The 16,583-nt window shown below is 62.6% G+C and carries 13 protein-coding genes, 1 tRNA gene and 1 pseudogene; 7 read left to right on the forward strand and 8 right to left on the reverse strand.

Annotation, left to right across the window (positions count from 1 at the left end; all coding sequences use genetic code 11):
- Positions 1–666: pseudogene (locus BLW08_RS19635) on the reverse strand (pyruvate dehydrogenase (acetyl-transferring), homodimeric type); the annotation flags it as partial.
- A 291-nt stretch (positions 667–957) separates the two neighbouring features.
- On the opposite strand from BLW08_RS19635, the gene BLW08_RS19640 reads away from it, so the two are divergent.
- The 4 genes from BLW08_RS19640 (at position 958) to BLW08_RS19655 (ending at position 5,961) form a co-directional block, all read left to right on the forward strand.
- Positions 958–2,523 (forward strand): NCS1 family nucleobase:cation symporter-1, encoded by a 1,566-nt coding sequence (locus BLW08_RS19640; protein ID WP_090816587.1) that lies wholly within the window; start codon positions 958–960, stop codon positions 2,521–2,523.
- A 112-nt stretch (positions 2,524–2,635) separates the two neighbouring features.
- The gene (locus BLW08_RS19645; RefSeq protein WP_091327460.1) at positions 2,636–3,397 is read left to right on the forward strand and encodes an aspartate/glutamate racemase family protein; all 762 of its coding nucleotides are present in this window, start codon (positions 2,636–2,638) and stop codon (positions 3,395–3,397) included.
- A gap of 42 nt (positions 3,398–3,439) precedes the next feature.
- Positions 3,440–4,207 (forward strand): SDR family oxidoreductase, encoded by a 768-nt coding sequence (locus BLW08_RS19650; RefSeq protein WP_090816593.1) that lies wholly within the window; start codon positions 3,440–3,442, stop codon positions 4,205–4,207.
- Positions 4,208–4,473: 266 nt separating this feature from the next.
- A complete protein-coding gene (locus BLW08_RS19655) occupies positions 4,474–5,961 on the forward strand; it encodes a cation:dicarboxylate symporter family transporter (RefSeq protein ID WP_090816596.1) in 1,488 nt (495 codons plus the stop codon).
- Between the two features lie 67 nt (positions 5,962–6,028).
- Here BLW08_RS19655 and BLW08_RS19660 read toward each other — a convergent pair whose 3' ends face one another.
- Together BLW08_RS19660 and BLW08_RS19665 are read right to left on the reverse strand one after the other, a co-directional pair.
- A complete protein-coding gene (locus BLW08_RS19660; RefSeq protein ID WP_090816599.1) occupies positions 6,029–6,433 on the reverse strand; it encodes a sterol carrier family protein in 405 nt (134 codons plus the stop codon).
- 20 nt (positions 6,434–6,453) lie between these two features.
- Positions 6,454–7,470, reverse strand: a complete 1,017-nt coding sequence (locus BLW08_RS19665) for an asparaginase (RefSeq protein WP_090816602.1) — start codon at positions 7,468–7,470, stop codon at positions 6,454–6,456.
- Between the two features lie 113 nt (positions 7,471–7,583).
- Here BLW08_RS19665 and purD point away from each other — a divergent pair, with 113 nt between their 5' ends.
- A complete protein-coding gene (gene purD / locus BLW08_RS19670; protein ID WP_090816604.1) occupies positions 7,584–8,894 on the forward strand; it encodes a phosphoribosylamine--glycine ligase in 1,311 nt (436 codons plus the stop codon).
- A gap of 2 nt (positions 8,895–8,896) precedes the next feature.
- A complete protein-coding gene (locus BLW08_RS19675) occupies positions 8,897–9,835 on the forward strand; it encodes a phosphoribosylaminoimidazolesuccinocarboxamide synthase (RefSeq protein ID WP_091327463.1) in 939 nt (312 codons plus the stop codon).
- Positions 9,836–9,892: 57 nt separating this feature from the next.
- On the opposite strand, the gene BLW08_RS19680 is transcribed toward BLW08_RS19675, so the two are convergent.
- Positions 9,893–11,158: a helix-turn-helix domain-containing protein gene (locus BLW08_RS19680; protein WP_090816612.1), complete on the reverse strand. Its 1,266-nt coding sequence runs from the start codon at positions 11,156–11,158 to the stop codon at positions 9,893–9,895.
- 126 nt (positions 11,159–11,284) lie between these two features.
- Between BLW08_RS19680 and BLW08_RS19685 the strand changes: the two genes are divergently transcribed.
- Positions 11,285–11,512 carry a hypothetical protein gene (locus BLW08_RS19685; RefSeq protein WP_091327466.1) on the forward strand — a complete coding sequence of 76 codons (228 nt, stop codon included), beginning with the start codon at positions 11,285–11,287 and terminating at the stop codon, positions 11,510–11,512.
- Between the two features lie 164 nt (positions 11,513–11,676).
- Here BLW08_RS19685 and BLW08_RS19690 read toward each other — a convergent pair.
- The 4 genes from BLW08_RS19690 to BLW08_RS19705 form a co-directional block, all read right to left on the reverse strand.
- Positions 11,677–11,753: transfer RNA gene (locus tag BLW08_RS19690), tRNA-Pro, on the reverse strand.
- Between the two features lie 99 nt (positions 11,754–11,852).
- Positions 11,853–13,685, reverse strand: a complete 1,833-nt coding sequence (locus tag BLW08_RS19695) for an ABC transporter ATP-binding protein (protein ID WP_091327468.1) — start codon at positions 13,683–13,685, stop codon at positions 11,853–11,855.
- Complete coding sequence (locus tag BLW08_RS19700; RefSeq protein ID WP_091327469.1) at positions 13,682–15,481, reverse strand: ABC transporter ATP-binding protein; 1,800 nt, start codon at positions 15,479–15,481, stop codon at positions 13,682–13,684. Before BLW08_RS19700 ends, BLW08_RS19695 begins: the two co-directional genes overlap by 4 nt.
- Before the next feature lie 152 nt (positions 15,482–15,633).
- Positions 15,634–16,581 (reverse strand): metallophosphoesterase, encoded by a 948-nt coding sequence (locus tag BLW08_RS19705; protein ID WP_091327471.1) that lies wholly within the window; start codon positions 16,579–16,581, stop codon positions 15,634–15,636.
- Positions 16,582–16,583: the final 2 nt, after the last annotated feature.

The following is a 16,583-nucleotide window of genomic DNA, read 5'->3' on the forward strand; positions in this document are numbered from 1 at the left end:
GTTGGACTGGGCCTGGTAGATCGCGTTCATCGGGCCGATACCCATCGACACGGTCGGGAATTCCCAGAAGTCCGGCATCAGCCGCGGGTGCGGGTACGAGGACAGGGCGTGGCCTTCCTTGGACTTTTCCTGACGGAACCCGTCCAAATCCTCCTCACTCAACCGGCCTTCCATGAACGCCCTCGCGTACATGCCCGGCGAAGCATGGCCCTGGAAAAACACCTGGTCCCCGCCCGAGGGGTGGTCCTTGCCGCGGAAGAAGTGGTTGAACCCCACCTCATACAACGTCGCGGCACCGGCATACGTGGAAATATGCCCGCCCACACCAATATCGGAGCGCTGCGCCCGGTGGACCATCACCGCGGCGTTCCACCGCATATACGCCCGGTACCGGCGCTCGAACTCCTCGTTCCCCGGGAACGGCGCTTCCTGGTCCACCGGGATCGTGTTCACATAATCAGTGGTCGTCACCATCGGCACACCCACCGACCGGGCACCAGCCCGCTGCAACAACGACCGCATAATGTACTGGGCACGCTCGGTACCCTGCTCCGCGATCAACGCATCAAGGGACTCAATCCACTCCGCGGTCTCTTCCGGATCACGATCAGGCAGCTGGGCAGTCAACCCGCTGAGGATGTGTGAGGTCTCTTCTCCTGCAGCCACGTCCAACCTCTCTTCATTGAATGTCTGGGCGCTTGCTCTGTGGGGGCGCTCAAGGAATTTCGTATTGTGAGAATAAAATTCTGCAATTCGAGATTACGTCTGCTGATGGGCAGCGTCAACACGGATTGCGTAACCAAAACAGTCAACTGGGAAAGCAGTGCTCAAGCAACCGAATGTGACCCTGCCTACATTCGTGACACCTTGACGGCGAGTGACCTGCGTCATAAAGTGTTTTCACTATTCAATAACTTGATTCCGCAATGTGGAATCAGTACGAAGTGGAGATCCACGATGCAGACGACTTCATCAGTCGGCGTCACTGGTACTCCGGGAGACGCACCTGAAGGTGGCCCCAACCACCCGTCCGTGGGCAACACGGATCTTTGCGCTATTGCTTCCGAAGCATCAGGCCGTACCATCAGCCCCAGTCTTTACAACATCGACCTCGCTCCCACCAAGGCCAAAGGCCGCAAGTGGACCAGCTACAGCATCTTTACCCTCTGGGCCAATGACGTCCACAGCCTGGGTAATTATGCGTTTGCCATTGGACTGTTCTCGCTCGGCTTGGGCGGCTGGCAGATTCTGGTGGCACTTGGAATTGGCGCAGTCCTTCTCTTTGCCCTCCTGAACTTCTCCGGTTTCATGGGCCAGAAGACCGGCGTCCCGTTCCCCGTTATGAGCCGCATCAGCTTTGGCATCAGGGGCGCGCAGATCGCCAGCCTGGTTCGCGGCGCCGTTGCCGTGGCGTGGTTCGGCATCCAGACCTACCTGGCCTCGGTGGTCCTCCGGGTGATGCTGGTTGCTATGGCACCCGGCCTGAAGGACCTGGACAGCAACTCCATTCTTGGCCTCTCAACCTTGGGCTGGTTCTCCTTCGTGGCTCTCTGGATCGTGCAGTTGGTGATCGTCAGCTTCGGTATGGAGATGATCCGCAAGTACGAGGCCTTCGCAGGCCCGGTCATCCTGGTGACCATGGCAGCGATTGCTGTGTGGGTCTTCATCGAAGCCGGCGGCGCCATTCAGTGGTCCGGCATCAAGGGCCTTGAGGGTGGTGAAATGTGGCTCACCATCTTCGCCGGTGGTGCGCTGTGGGTCTCCATCTACGGAACCTTCGTGCTGAACTTCTGTGACTTCACGCGCTCCTCCACCTCCAAGAAGTCCATCGTCAAAGGCAACTTCTGGGGCATCCCCATCAACATGCTGGTCTTCGGCGCCATTGTGGTGGTCATGGCCGGCGGGCAATACAAGATTAACGGCACTGTCATCGAGAGTCCCTCGGACATCGTGCAGAGCATCCCGAACACCCTGCTGTTGGTACTGGCATGCCTCGCCCTGCTGATTCTCACAGTGGCCGTGAACCTGATGGCCAACTTCGTCGCTCCGGTCTATGCGCTGACCAACCTCTTCCCGCGGCACCTGAACTTCCGCAAGGCAGCCTGGGTCAGCGGCACCATTGGCCTGGTGATCCTGCCATGGAACCTCTACAACAACCCGATCGTCATTGTGTACTTCCTGGGTGGCCTCGGTGCCTTGCTCGGCCCGCTGTTCGGCGTCATCATGGCTGATTACTGGTTGGTCCGCCGCGGCAAGGTCAACGTCCCCGAGCTTTACACCGAGGATCCCCAGGGCGCCTACTTCTACAAGCGGGGCGTCAACCCAAGGGCCATCATCGCCATGATTCCGGCAGCAGCGATCGCCATCGCCATCGCGTTCATTCCGGCACTGGCGCCCGCAGCACCCTTCGCCTGGTTTATTGGAGCAGGCGTAGCTGCGCTCACGTTCTTCGCGGTGGCTGACAAGAAGCAGCTCCATGAGGACGTCTCCGGCGAGCCGATCGCCGTCGCCAGCACCCACTGACTCACCGAAGATTGAGGCCTCGCCCGTCCTCCCGGCCACTGACTTATCGAGTCCCAGCAAACGGACCAAGGTCACCCGGCAGGGGACGGGCGCTGCCGTTGAGAGGAAACCCATGCGCATCCTTGTCGCAAACGTCAACACCACCCAGTCCATGACGGACTCCATCGCGGCCCAGGCCCGTGCGGCCGCTGCCCCGGGCACCGAGATCGTCGGCATCACTCCACGGTTCGGCGCCGACTCCTGCGAGGGGAACTTTGAAAGTTACCTGGCTGCGATCGCCGTGATGGATGCCGTGGTGAACTATCCCGAACCGTTCGACGCCGTCATCCAGGCCGGCTATGGCGAACACGGCCGCGAAGGCCTTCAGGAACTCCTGGACGTCCCGGTGGTGGACATCACCGAGGCAGCAGCCAGTACCGCAATGTTCCTGGGCCACAAGTATTCAGTGGTCACCACACTGGATCGCGCCGTTCCGCTCATCGAGGACCGCCTCAAGCTTGCCGGTCTGGAAGCACGCTGCGCTTCTGTGAGGGCAAGCGGCATGGCCGTGCTGGAGCTCGAGGAGTACCCGGAGCGAGCTGTTGAAGCAATCGTGAGCCAGGCTGAGCAAGCTGTTCAGAACGACAAAGCCGAGGTCATCGTCCTCGGTTGCGGCGGCATGGCCGGGTTGGACGAGCAGATCCGCCAGCGCACGGGCGTCCCCGTGGTGGACGGAGTGGCATCGGCGGTCACCATCGCTGAATCCCTGGTGCGCCTAGGCTTGTCCACGTCCAAAGTGAGGACCTACGCCACGCCGCGTCCAAAGACTGTCATAGGCTGGCCGATAACTGCATCCCAGCCGGCCGCAAACCAGAATGCCGAAGCCGCACGCTGACGGCTTGACGCTGCCACAAGCACTTCCCCGAAAGGCAACCACATGACTGACTCCAGCCCGCCCACAAACCCGAGGGTCGCCGTCGTGACCGGGGCCGGTTCGGGTATTGGGCGAGCCGTCGCCAAGCTGATGCTCGCCGAAGGTTACCGCGTTGCCCTGGCCGGCCGCCGTGAGGCGCAACTGCTGGAGACTGCGGGCGATCATCCGGACGCGCTTGCGGTCCCCTGCGACGTCACAGCGCCCGACGACGTCGCCCGCCTTTTCGCGGAGGTCCGCCAACGCTGGGGCCGGGTTGATGTGTTGTTCAACAACGCGGGCATTTTCGGCCCGGCCGGGGATGTTGGCGAGATCAGCGTGGACGAATGGGAGGCCACCCTGCGGGTGAACGTCACCGGTTCCATGCTGTGCGCGGCCGAGGCGGTGCGGGCCATGAAAGCCCAAGTCCCGCAGGGCGGCCGCATCATCAACAACGGTTCCATTTCGGCGCATTCACCCAGACCCAGGTCGGTGGCGTATACGGTCACCAAGCACGCGATGACCGGCCTGACCAAGAGCATCGAGCTGGATGGCCGGGAATTCGGGATTACGTGCGGGCAGATCGACATCGGCAATACCCGCACGGAGATCATGGACACCATTGGCGTGGGCTCAGGCGCACTGCAGGCTGACGGCAGCCGGAAGGTGGAGCCGATGTTCCCTGTGGAGGACGCCGCCCGTGCCGTGCTGATGATGGCCAATATGCCGGCGTCGGCCAGTGTGGGGTCCCTGGTGGTGACCGCTGCCGGCATGCCCTTCGTGGGCCGCGGCTAGCGAGTCCGCACACCCTCAAAGGGAGCCCCGTACAGCCACCACCCACTTTGCTATTCGAATGCCCGTGACACGCCGTTGGAGGGGTGTGTCCCGGGCATTTCTGCGTCAAAAGAGGTGGTGGAGGCCCGGGGCCTGAAGGCTTCCAACCAAATGTGACTTCCACAATATGGAAACTGAATTTCCCCTTGCGGAATGGTGTGACCAGGCTTACATTTGAAAAACCCCCTCAAAATGTGGGGCTGTTCCCAACTGATTGGTTCAGATCAATGAAGATCCCAGACCCCGCGGCGCTGAAGGCGAGTTCGGCCCCGCAGAAGAAAAAGCGGCTGTACCAGTCGCTCTTTTTTCAAATCCTGATCGCCGTCGTCGCAGGTGTGCTCATCGGTCATTTTTGGCCGACCATTGGGTCCGCACTCCGGCCACTGGGTGATGGATTCATTCAACTCATCAAAATGATCATCGCCCCGCTGATTTTCCTCGTGATTGTCACAGGCATCTCGGCAGTGGGCGACGTCAAGGCGGTCGGAAGGGTCGGGGTCAAAGCACTCCTGTACTTCACCGGCGCCACCCTCTTTGCCCTTGTCTTCGGGCTCATCGTGGGCAACATTGTTCAGCCGGGTGCCGGCCTGAACATCGATCCCTCCACGCTGTCCCAGGATGCCCTCAACGCCAAGACCGGAAATGCTCCGCCCAAGGACGCTGCAGCGTTCATCCTGGACGTCATTCCCGTCAGCGTGATCGGTGCTTTTGCCAACAACAGCCTGCTTCAGGTCCTGTTCTTTTCGGTGTTCTTCGGTGCAGCCATCGTGGTCATCGGCCGCGAGCGGTGCCTGCCGGTGATCAGCCTCATGGAAACCGTCCTGGAGCTGATCTTCAAGATCATGTCCTGGATCATGAAGGTGGCCCCCATTGGTGCCTTCGGTGCCATGGCGTTCATCATCGGCCAGTACGGGCTGGGGACACTCAGTACCTATGCCCTCCTGATAGCCGCATGCTACGGCGCGGCCATCATCTTCATCGGCCTGCTGTTCCTGGTGGCCTGGAGCTTCGCCCGGGTTCCGCTGTGGCAGTTCCTCAAGTACACCCGGGAAGAGTTCCTGCTGGCACTCGGCACGGCTTCCACCGAGGCTGTCATGCCGCGCATCATGACCAAGCTGACCAATGCCGGTTGTTCCCGTGCCACCACCGGTCTGGTGGTTCCCACCGGCTACTCCTTCAACCTGGACGGCGCCGCGATCTACCTGTCGATTTCGCTGCTGTTCCTGGCCCAGGCCTTCGGTCATAACCTGGATCTCGGCCAGCAGCTGGCAGCCCTCGGCGTACTGCTCCTGACTTCCAAGGGCATGGCAGGCGTCCCCGGTTCGTCCTTCCTGGCACTCTCCGCCACGGCAGCGGCCCTCGGTATCTTCCCGGTTGCCGGCGTCGCGCTCCTCCTCGGAGCCGACCGCCTGATGGACTCCATGCGCGTCGTGGTGAACCTGCTGGGCAACTGCGTGGCGACGTTCGTCGTCGCCAAGTGGGAAGGCCAGTTCGACCGCAGCGTCATGGTCCGCGCATTCAACGGCGAAATCACCAACCACGACTCCGCCGTCATGCTCGGCAAGGAAGATGTGTTTGAGGAGCAGGAACTTCAGCGCATCAGCGAAGGCCAGGATCCATCACCGAAGTTCCGGGGCGGTCCCGCAGCTGACGACATCCCGCAGTTCGAGATGAGCAAGAAGGGGCAACCTTCAGCCCCGGTGTGCCCGGACTAACCGGTAGTTTTGTACAGCTGATGCCCCTAAGACCTGGTCTTAGGGGCACAGCTGTTAAAAAACTCGATTAGAGCGGCAGTAGTTCGGAGAGGTCAGCACGCAGACCGGACGCTGCCAGCTGGTGGTTCGAAACAGCGTCCGCCCACGACATCCTGCCCGTCACCAACGAAAGCCACGTGGCGGCGTCGCACTCGATCACGTTCGGGGGAGTGCCGCGCGTGTGGCGGGGGCCTTCGACGCATTGCGTGACGCCGAACGGGGGCACCCGGACCTCTACCGAATTGCCGGGTGCGCGTGCGGTGACTTCCTCCAGGGAGTAACGCACCGCCGTCGCAATCAACGAACGCGACGGCGGTGTCCCGGCGCCGCTGCCCGGCTCACCGGCACTGCCGGAAGGCTCGACGGCGGCCTGCCACGCTGCCAGCGCGGCGCGGCCTTCCTCAATGTTGACGCGGCGACGTGCGACGGCCATGGGTGTTCTCCTCAGAAGTACTAGTCCAGCAGGGCGGAAACGGCGTGACCCAGCCGGATCTTTCCCACCGGTCGTCCGCCGCCGAGTACGGGCTCAACCACACGTTCCAGGACGCTGGAAACAGCCGGGATGTCCACGGCTCCGCTCACGGCAAGGAGGGTCAGCCCCACCAAGGAAGTGGCGCGGAGGTTCCCGTCCAGCATCTTCACCGCCACGGTAGCGCCGGTGGGCGTTGCCAGAACCAGGACGCCTTCCGCGCCGATCTTGGCAATGACATCCAGTTCTTCCATGACGATGGTGTTGGATTCGCCCTTGCCCTGGACCGCCCAAGGGTAGTCCAGCATGGACGTGGCGATGGTGGCGGCGCGTGCGTTGGAGGAGGAGTCTCCCGGGGACTTGGCCAGGCGTGAGTATGCCCGGGCCAAACCGGTCAGGGAGATGGCTGCCACAGGGGCTCCGCAGCCATCGATGCCAAGGTGTGAAATGGCTTCGCCGCTGTACTCCTCGATGACGGAGCGCACTCTCTGCTGGAGCGGGTGGTTCGGTTCGAGGTAGCTGCGCAGGTCCCAGCCATTTTCCGTGCAGGCCCACAGGAACGCGGCGTGCTTACCGGAGCAGTTGAAGGCCAGCTTGGATTGTCCACGCTCTGAACGGACCAGCCAGTTGCGGGCTGTTTCGTCCTGTGGCCACGCTGTGGGGCACTGTAGGTTCTCTTCCCGGACGCCGGCAGCCTTGAGCATCCCCTCCACCACATCCATATGGTCCAGGGAGCCGGTGTGGCTTCCGCAGGCGACAGCAACCTGGGCGCCCCGAAGCGGCACGCCGGACTGCATGGACGCCAGTGCCTGGAAAGGCTTGAGGGTGGAGCGGGCCAGGATGGGGGCGTCAATGTCACCAAGACGGGTGACCACCGAGCCGTCACCGGCAAGAACCACGGCCGCGCCGATGTGCCGGGACTCAATAAAGCCACTTCGTTCGATCACTGCCAGTTCCACCGCGGACTCAACGTTGAACGTTTCATGCGAACTCATGGGCATACAGCCAAGTCTAGGGCGCGGAGGGGATATTCCCCGGTCATCCTGCGCGCGAGCAGGTCCGGGAAGTGACACAGCTTAGGCCGAGCGCGCTGCACAAAGTACCCTTGAAGACTGTGAAGGTACTCGTCATTGGCCCAGGCGGCCGCGAACACGCCATTGTCCGCTCTCTGCTTGAAGACCCCAACGTCTCCGAGGTCCACGCGGCCCCGGGCAACGCGGGCATCAGCAAACTCGTTCCCACCCACGCGATCGACGGGAACAACCCGGAAGCCGTGTCCGCCCTCGCCACCAAGCTGGGCGTGGACCTGGTGGTGGTTGGACCCGAGGCGCCGCTGGCTGCCGGTGTGTCCGATGCCGTCCGTGCAGCCGGTATTCCTGTGTTCGGTCCCAGCAAGGAAGCTGCCCAGCTGGAAGCTTCCAAGGCTTTTGCGAAGCAGATCATGGCCGAGGCAAACGTCCCCACGGCCATGGCCCGCGTGGCCACCAACGCCGAGGAAGCTGCCGATGCGCTGGACACCTTCGGTGCCCCTCACGTCGTCAAGGACGACGGCCTGGCCGCCGGCAAGGGCGTCGTGGTCACCAAGGACCGCGACGAAGCACTGGCACACGCCCAAGCATGCTTCGACGCCGGTGGATCCGTGGTCATTGAGGAATTCCTTGACGGCCCCGAGGTCTCCCTGTTCGTTCTCTGTGACGGCCGTACCACTGTTCCGCTGTCCCCGGCGCAGGACTTCAAGCGCATCTTCGACAACGACGAAGGCCCCAACACCGGCGGCATGGGCGCATACACCCCGCTCGAGTGGGCTCCCGAAGGCCTGGTCCAGGAAGTCATTGACCGCGTGGCCCAGCCCACCGTGGACGAGATGGCCCGCCGCGGCACGCCGTTCGTCGGTGTCCTCTACTGCGGCCTCGCGCTGACGTCCCGCGGCACGCGCGTCATCGAGTTCAACGTCCGCTTCGGAGACCCCGAGACGCAGGCTGTCCTCGCCCGCCTCAAGACGCCGTTGGGTGCGCTGCTGCTGGCAGCTGCCAAGGGGGAACTGGACACCGCAGAAGAGCTGCGCTGGTCCAAGGACACGGCAGTCGCCGTCGTCGTTGCTGCTGAAAACTACCCGGACGCGCCCCGCACGGGCGATCGCATCCGTGGCTTGAAGAAGGTTGACGAGCTGGACGGCGTGCACGTAGTCCACGCCGGCACCAAGCTGGACGACGAAGGCAAGGTTGTCTCGGCCGGTGGCCGCGTCCTGGCCGTGGTTGCGCTCGGTTCCGATCTGGTGGAGGCCCGCGAAAAAGCGTACGACGGCGTGGAACTGGTTCAGCTTGAAGGCTCACAGTTCCGCACGGACATCGGGGGCAAGGCCGCGCGCGGCGAAATCCGCGTGCCGTACACGGCAACCGGCACCATCCCGAAAGTGCAGGCCTAAGCATGACTGAAGGCATCCCCAACGGCGGCTTTCAAACGGAAACGTTGGACCTGCCCGGCTGGACCCACGTCTACTCCGGCAAGGTCCGCGACCTCTATGTGCCGGCCGACGAAGCCATCACGGAAAAGATCGGCCAGGAATGCGTCCTGGTTGTGGCCAGCGACCGCATCAGCGCCTACGATCACGTCCTGAGCAGCGAGATTCCGGACAAGGGCCGTGTGCTGACGCAGCTGAGCCTGTGGTGGTTTGACCAGTTGGATGTTGAGCACCACGTGCTGGCGTCCACGGTGGAAGGTGGCGTTCCTGCCGCCGTCCAGGGCCGTGCCATGATCTGCAAGAAGCTGGATATGTTCCCGGTGGAGTGCATCGCGCGCGGTTACCTCACTGGTTCAGGCCTGGCCGAGTACAAGGAATCCCGTACGGTCTGCGAGATCCCGCTTCCCGAGGGCCTGGTTGACGGTTCGCGCCTGGAAAAGGCTCTCTTCACGCCTTCTGCCAAAGCCGAAGTGGGCGAGCACGACGTCAACATCACCTATGACGACGTTGTGGCGATGGTGGGCGATGACATCGCAGCCCGCCTCAGCGAGCTCACGCTGAAGATCTACACCCGCGCCGAGGAAATTGCCCGTGAACGCGGCATCATCCTGGCAGACACCAAGGTGGAGTTCGGCATCGACGCTGGCACGGGCATCATCACCCTGGGCGACGAAGTGCTGACACCGGACTCTTCGCGGTTCTGGGATGCTTCCACGTACGCGCCGGGCAAGTCCCAGCCGTCGTATGACAAGCAATATGTCCGCGACTGGCTGACTTCCGCCGAGTCAGGCTGGGACAAGTCCTCGGACACTCCGCCGCCGGCACTTCCCGCCGAGGTGGTAGAGCGCACCCGTGCGCGCTACGTCGAAGCGTACGAGAAACTCACTGGGCGCACTTTCGCCTGACCCGTAACGCAAACTGCCCCGGACCGCACTGGTCCGGGGCAGTTTCGTGTCTGGGGCTTACGCCTCCGAGTGTTCCTTCGCGGCCCGGCGCTCGGCCAAGCGGATCTCCAGCACTGCGTCCATGGCCTGCTGCACGCGGTCTGACGCTCCAGCCGCACTGAAGTCGTGCTGTGCCTCCTCCAGGTAATGCAGTGCCTCGGATGCCTCACCGGCCGCTTTGAGGGACTTGCCCAGAAGGAGGGAAACCTCGCCTGCGGTGTGCCGGGCCAAGACCTTGCGGTCCTCGTAGATTTCGCGGAGCTTCTCCACCGCTGCGGGAATGTCACCGGTCAGGTACAGCCAGCGGGCGCGGATAAAGGCGACTTCCAGCTGGTCTGTCTTGTTTCCGCCCACAATCGACAAGGCAAGTTCTGCGCGCTCTATGGCGGAGAGGGTTTCCGGTTCCACAATGCCCGAGGACAGGCGGACCGCAGCTGACGCCTTGTTGAAGCGGGCCCACAGTTCGATGTCGTTGGCGGGGGAGAGGAGCTTGGCGGCGCGCTCGTGGTGCTTGATGCCCTCCACATAGTCGTGGCGCATGAAGGCAACATTGCCCACCACCCACGCAACCTCGCCGGCCAGTTGCGACATGGAATGCTCGTCCATGTGCTCAATCATGGCCAGGCAGTACGTCCAGGCCTCGTCCAGTTTGCCGCTCTCCGCAAGCGCACCGATCAACGCGCGGTGCGCGCCGATGATCAGGGTGGATCCCTTGGGTAGCTGCTCGCACAGCTTCACTGCCTGCTTTGCATGCTCGACGGCGGTGGCCAGCTGACCTTGTCCGTGACACACAGCGGCAAGCATCTGCCATGCGCGCACCCCGAGCCCTGCGGATTCGGTGGCCATGGGGTGTTCCAGCAGGTGCTCAACGATCTGTTGGCATTCCTTGAGGTGGCCTTGCTTCATCACGCACTCGGCCTGCATGTACGTCATGTTCCACCAGGCGCTGTTGTTCTTGGCTTCCAGGGCGATCTGCGCGGCGGTAGCAGCATGGCTGGCTGCGAGTTGGTAGTCGCGCAGGTCCCAGGCTTGCCGGGCATACAGTCCCGCAAGGACGTATTCGGCGTCGCTCACGGAAACGGGCTGGCTCCACGCTTCCAAGGCCTTGGGCGCCAGTTCCAACCGGCGGGCCAGCTCTTCGATGACCTCCGCCGTGGGCTCACGCCGGCCGGTCTCAAGCAGCGAGATATAGCTGGGAGAGTAGAGGTTCTTGCCCAGCTCTGCCTGCGTTAACCCACGTTCGAGCCGTTCGGCACGTAGCTTCTCGCCGAATCCGTTTCCCACGGGTCCCCTCCTACAGGTGTCTTTTGACCAAAACCTTGACAGTCTCTGTGGAAAACATTTTACAATGTATGTCAACAGGGACCACGCAATTTCCATAACGAATCCGACTCGCATTGGGGAAATACCATGTTCAAAAAAATCATCGCTTCAGTGGCCGTGGCGGGCGCACTGACTCTGGCGGTTGCGGCTCCCGCAGTCGTTTCTGCTGCTCCGGCAGTGGACTCCAGCAGCACCATCAGTGCCATTGGCAACTGGCCTGATCCTATGCGCATCGCTGCACCAACCAAGGGAACCACCACCACGCCGCCGACGTACACAACGTCGTCCATTGGCAACTGGCCTGATCCCATGTAAGCAGTAGTTTTGCAGAGAACCCCGGGGCGTGACGAGCGATGCCCCGGGGTTTTCTTTTGCCCTGGGGGATGCGTGGCCTGGACCAATCCCGGCCCTGGCGAATAACTACGGACAGTTCCCGGATACAGAAAATGGCGCCGATTTCTCGACGCCATTTCCGTTATTGGTCGGGATGACAGGATTTGAACCTGCGACCTCTTCGTCCCGAACGAAGCGCGCTACCAAGCTGCGCTACATCCCGATCCGCTGCGAAAGCAACTGTTCAAGGATAGCTGAATCGCAGCGTGATGCGAAATCGAGGAGAGGGTGTCTCTTGTCACAGCCACGCTGTACAGAAGAGCTACACCAGCGAGTCCCGCCACGCGCCGTGCAGCTGCGCAAAACGGCCGCCTCCACTGATCAGTTCAGCCGGTGTCCCGTCTTCCACGATGCGTCCGTCGTGGACCACCAAAACCCTGTCCGCTGTCTCCACGGTGGACAGGCGGTGGGCAATGATGATCGCCGTGCGTGCAGAGTTCGCGCCCGCCACACCTTCCAGAAGGTGCGCCAATCCCTGTTGGACCATGCGCTCGGACGGGATGTCCAGGGAGGATGTAGCTTCGTCCAGGATCAGTACAGCCGGCGCGGCCAGGAAGGCGCGGGCAAAGCCAATGAGCTGGCGTTGACCCGAGGACACGCGTCCGCCGCGCTTGTTGACGTCGGTGTCGTAGCCTTCGGGCAGGCTGGTGATGAATTCGTGGGCCCCCACGGCTACTGCAGCGGCTTCGATCTCTTGGCGGGATGCTTCAGGCCGGCCCAGCGCGATGTTGTCCGCTACTGATCCGCTGAACAGGAATGCTTCCTGGGTCACCATCACCACCGCTCGGCGCAGGTCTGCGGTGGACAAGTCCCTGAGATCGATGCCGTCCAGGGTGATGGCCCCGGACGTGACGTCGTAGAAGCGTGCCACGAGCTTGGCCAAGGTGGATTTGCCGGCGCCCGTTTGGCCCACCAAGGCAACGGTCTGCCCGGCTGGGATGTGCAGGTCCATCGTGGGAACCACTACCTGGCCGTCGCCGTACCCGAACTCCACGGACTTGAAATCGATCTCACCGCGCGAGCTTTTCAAAGGCACCGGGGTCTTGGGCGGACGGACCGTGGGAACTTCCTCAAGGAGGCCGGACACCTTTTCCAATGCAGCCTGCGCGCTCTGGAACGAGTTGTAGAACATGGCCATCTGGTCCACCGGCTGGAAGAAGCGCTTGGTGGACAGGATCAGGGCCAGCAGGACACCGACGGCGAGGTCACCGCTGAGCACACGGAAGCCTCCGAAGAGCAGGACCACAGCAACGCACACGTTCCCGATCAGCACCAGGCCGGGCTGGAAAATTCCGTTCAGGTTGATGGAGCGGACGGTGTTCTTGCGGTAGTCCTCGGCCAACTCCCCGTAGCGGCCGGCATTCTCGCGCTCCTTGCGGAATGCTTTCACTGCGCGGATTCCGGTCATGGTCTCCACGAAGTGCACGATCAGGCGCGCGGACACCACCCGGGATTCGCGGAAAGCGATCTGCGAGTGCTTCTGGTACCAGCGGGCCAGGAAGAACATAGGGACGCCTGCCGCCAGCATGATCAGGCCGCTCCGCCAATCCAAGGCAAACACCGTGATGGCGGTGAACAGCATGAAGAGCATGCCGGAGGCCAGGGAGCTCACGCCCGAGTCCAGGAGTTCACGCAGGGCCTCAAGGTCAGAGGTCTGGCGGGCGATGATCCGGCCCGACGTGTATTTCTCGTGGAACTCCAGGCTCAACCGCTGCGTGTGCCGGAAGACCCGGAGCCTCAGGTCCAGGAGCATGGCCTGGCTCAGCCGTGCCGTGGACGTCACGTACAGCGCGGTCATTCCTGCTGTAGCGATAGCAGCCGCCAGATACAGGGCGCCCGCCAGGACCAGGGGGCCGTTGTTACCCGCCTGCAGCGCTGGCAGGGCGTTGTCGATCCCAAAGGCGATCAGGGCAGGTCCGGCAACCCTGGTGAGCTGCGAGACCACCACCATCACAATCGTCAACCAGAAACGCAACCGCACCGGGCGGATGAGCGAGGCAAGCAAGGTGAGTGACCGGCGTCGTACGGTTTTGCTGTCTGCTTTGGTGAGGAGCGTGTTGTCCTCGTTGGCCGTTCCAAATGTTGTGGCACTCACCGGCGGGCCTCCTCGGCTTCTTCGAGCTCGTCCAATTCGGTATCCAGATCCTTTGGACCAGCGTCCAGGCTGGCGATGACGTACCGGTAGTGATCGTTTTCGGCCAACAGTTCCGTGTGGGTCCCGACGGCGGTGATGGTTCCGTTTTCAAGCAAAGCGACGCGATCCGCCAAAGCCACCGTGGACGGGCGGTGCGCGACGATCAGGGTGGTGGTTTCGCGGAGGACCTCGCGCAAGCGGGCCTCAACGCGTTCTTCCGTATTCACGTCCAAGGCAGAGAGGGGATCGTCAAGCACCAGGACTCCCGGCTTGGCCGCGATGGCACGGGCCAAAGCGATACGTTGCCGCTGGCCACCAGACAGGCTCAGCCCCTCCTCGCCGATGAGGGTGTCCACGCCATCCGGCAACGAGTAGGCGAAGTGTGCCTGCGCCACGTCCAATGCTTCGTCCAGGGCAGCGTCGCTGGGATCCGGAGCTCCCAGGAGGACGTTGTCCCGCACCGAGCTGGAGAACAACGTGGTGTCCTCGAACGCGACGGCCACGATCCTCCGGAGCTCTTCGATGTCGTAATCGCGCACGTCCACGCCGTCAATCGTCACGGCACCTTCTGTGACGTCGTACAGGCGGGGGACCAGCTGGAGCAGAGCACTCTTGCCGCTGCCGGTGATGCCCACCAGGGCCATGGTCTCGCCGGGACGGATATCAAGGGTGATGTCGTGCAGGAGGGTCCCGCCGTCGTCGAACCCGAAACCAGCGTGCTCAAAGCGCAAGGCGCCTTTGGCCGTTTCCGGCACCGTGGCGTGATCCGGCGACGTGATGGTGTTCTGGGTATCCATGACCTCAAAATGGCGGTCCAGCGCAGTTTTGGCCGTCAGGGCCATGGCCAGGAGCATGCCGGAGAATTCCACCGGCGTGGCCACTACCGCTGCGGTGGCGAAGAAAGCCACCAGCGAGCCGATGCTCAGCTGGCCGCTGGAGGCCAGCATGATGCCCACCACCAGGCCTACGCCCAGCGCCAATTCCGGCAGCAAAGTAACCACCAACGTGAAGCTGGCCTGCTGTTTGGCCTTCGCGATCTCGGTCTGACGGAGTTCCTCCGCCTGGCCGTTGAAGTTTTCCAGAGCCTCGCGGCTGCGGCCGAAAGCCTTCAGGACGCGGATGCCATGGACTGACTCTTCAACGGTGGTGGCGAGGTCACCAGCCTGGTCCTGGCTGAGGCGCGCCACCAGGCTGAAGCGGCGACGGAAACGGAAGGAACTGATCATGATCGGCACGGCCGCGCCCAGGAAAATGAGCGCCAATTGCCAGCTCATGGAGAACATCACCCCAACCCCGATGATGACTGTCAGGGTGGTGACCACCAGCATGATCGCGCCAAACGCCATCCAGCGGCGAAGGAAGCTCAGGTCCGTCATGGCCCGCGAGAGCAGTTGGCCCGAGCCCCAGCGGTCGTGGAACGCGACGGTGAGCTGTTGCAGGTGCCCATAAAGAGTGACGCGCATCCGGGTCTCAACCGTTGTGGCGGGGTTGATCACAAACTGGCGACGCAAGGCCACCAGCCCCGCCTCAGCGATGCCCAGGGCAAGAATCACGACGGCGGCAATCCAGACTGCATCCGTGGAGCCGCCCGGTTGCAGAGAGTTGTTAACCAGGACCCGCAATACCTGTGGGATGGTCAGCGCAACAATGCTGGCGAGCAGGGCACAGATCAGGCCCATGAACAGGCGGGGGAGGATGGGCCGCACGTGAGGGTACAGGCGGCCTATGGAGGTGAAAAATGACGTTTGCTTGGACATGCCCGCTTCTCAACAGCTGGATCTTCAGGTGGTGCGGAGGTAGTTTCCCGTAGCAACTACCCTATGCCATGGCGTGATTCGTTTCACAGGACTACGCAACGTAGGTGAAATGTTTGACCCAGTTATTGAGGATCGTAATGATTGCTCCGTGTTTAGCCGCGTGCCGTGAGCGTGAGCAGTACTGCTTCCGGGCGGCAAGCGATGCGGACCGGAGCGAAGCGCGAGGTGCCGATGCCGCCCGAGACGTTCACCGGCGTCGTAAAGCTGTCGCTTTCCCAGTCGTGGAGGCCCCTGGCGCGCCACGTGGGGAGGTCGCAGTTGGAGACCAGGGCTCCGTAACCGGGGATGCAGATTTGGCCACCGTGGGTGTGGCCGGCCAGGATCAGGTCTGCCCCAGCTTCGGTGAAGTGGTCCAGCACGCGCTGGTACGGAGCGTGGATCACAGCAACTTTGAGATGCGGCCGTGCGTCCTGATTCACGGTGCCGCGGGGCCAGCCCGCGTAGCGTTCCCGTTTGAGGTGGGGATCATCGATGCCGGAGAAATCGAAACGGAGCCCCTTCAGCACCACAGACTGGGCCCGGTTGGTGAGGTCAATCCAGCCGCCCATGCCGAACGCTGACCGGAGCTTGGGCCAGTCGAGCTTGATGGGTTCGGTCTTTAGCTGCGAAGGCCCCCGGAAATATCCGGCAGGGTTCTTGATCCGCGGCGCGTAGTAGTCGTTGGATCCCGGCACGAAGACGCCTGGGTACTCCATCAGGGGACGTAGCGCCTGAACTAATGGATCGATGGCCTTCGCGTGGCTGAGGTTGTCGCCTGTGTTGACCACAAGGTCAGGTTTCAGATCGGCAAGTGACTGGAGCCACTCGGCCTTCTTGTCCTGGCCCGGGACGAAGTGGATATCGCTCAGGTGCAGGACACGAAACGGATCAGAACCTTCGGGAAGGATGGGGAGCGTCTCGTGGCGGACCTCGAACTGGTCCTTCTCCCACCAGCCGTAGGCAGCTGCCGCGGCACCTGCCGTTGCGCCAACGGCTGTAGTGACGGCGAAACCGCGCCCGACGGTGCGGACGCGGTTTGCCAGTGAATCACGGAAGGACATGC

It is taken from the genome of Arthrobacter sp. cf158 (genome assembly GCF_900106835.1).
In the GTDB taxonomy this organism is placed as follows: domain Bacteria; phylum Actinomycetota; class Actinomycetes; order Actinomycetales; family Micrococcaceae; genus Arthrobacter.

Bases quoted from the DNA above. Each gene is read 5' to 3' on its own strand.
- BLW08_RS19655 (WP_090816596.1), top strand. From the start codon at position 4,474: ATGAAGATCCCAGACCCCGCGGCGCTGAAGGCGAGTTCGGCCCCGCAG.
- BLW08_RS19650 (WP_090816593.1), top strand. From the start codon at position 3,440: ATGACTGACTCCAGCCCGCCCACAAACCCGAGGGTCGCCGTCGTGACC.
- BLW08_RS19660 (WP_090816599.1), bottom strand. From the start codon at position 6,433: ATGGCCGTCGCACGTCGCCGCGTCAACATTGAGGAAGGCCGCGCCGCG.
- BLW08_RS19640 (WP_090816587.1), top strand. From the start codon at position 958: ATGCAGACGACTTCATCAGTCGGCGTCACTGGTACTCCGGGAGACGCA.
- BLW08_RS19645 (WP_091327460.1), top strand. From the start codon at position 2,636: ATGCGCATCCTTGTCGCAAACGTCAACACCACCCAGTCCATGACGGAC.
- BLW08_RS19685 (WP_091327466.1), top strand. From the start codon at position 11,285: ATGTTCAAAAAAATCATCGCTTCAGTGGCCGTGGCGGGCGCACTGACT.
- BLW08_RS19665 (WP_090816602.1), bottom strand. From the start codon at position 7,470: ATGCCCATGAGTTCGCATGAAACGTTCAACGTTGAGTCCGCGGTGGAA.
- BLW08_RS19700 (WP_091327469.1), bottom strand. From the start codon at position 15,481: ATGTCCAAGCAAACGTCATTTTTCACCTCCATAGGCCGCCTGTACCCT.
- BLW08_RS19705 (WP_091327471.1), bottom strand. From the start codon at position 16,581: ATGTCCTTCCGTGATTCACTGGCAAACCGCGTCCGCACCGTCGGGCGC.
- BLW08_RS19675 (WP_091327463.1), top strand. From the start codon at position 8,897: ATGACTGAAGGCATCCCCAACGGCGGCTTTCAAACGGAAACGTTGGAC.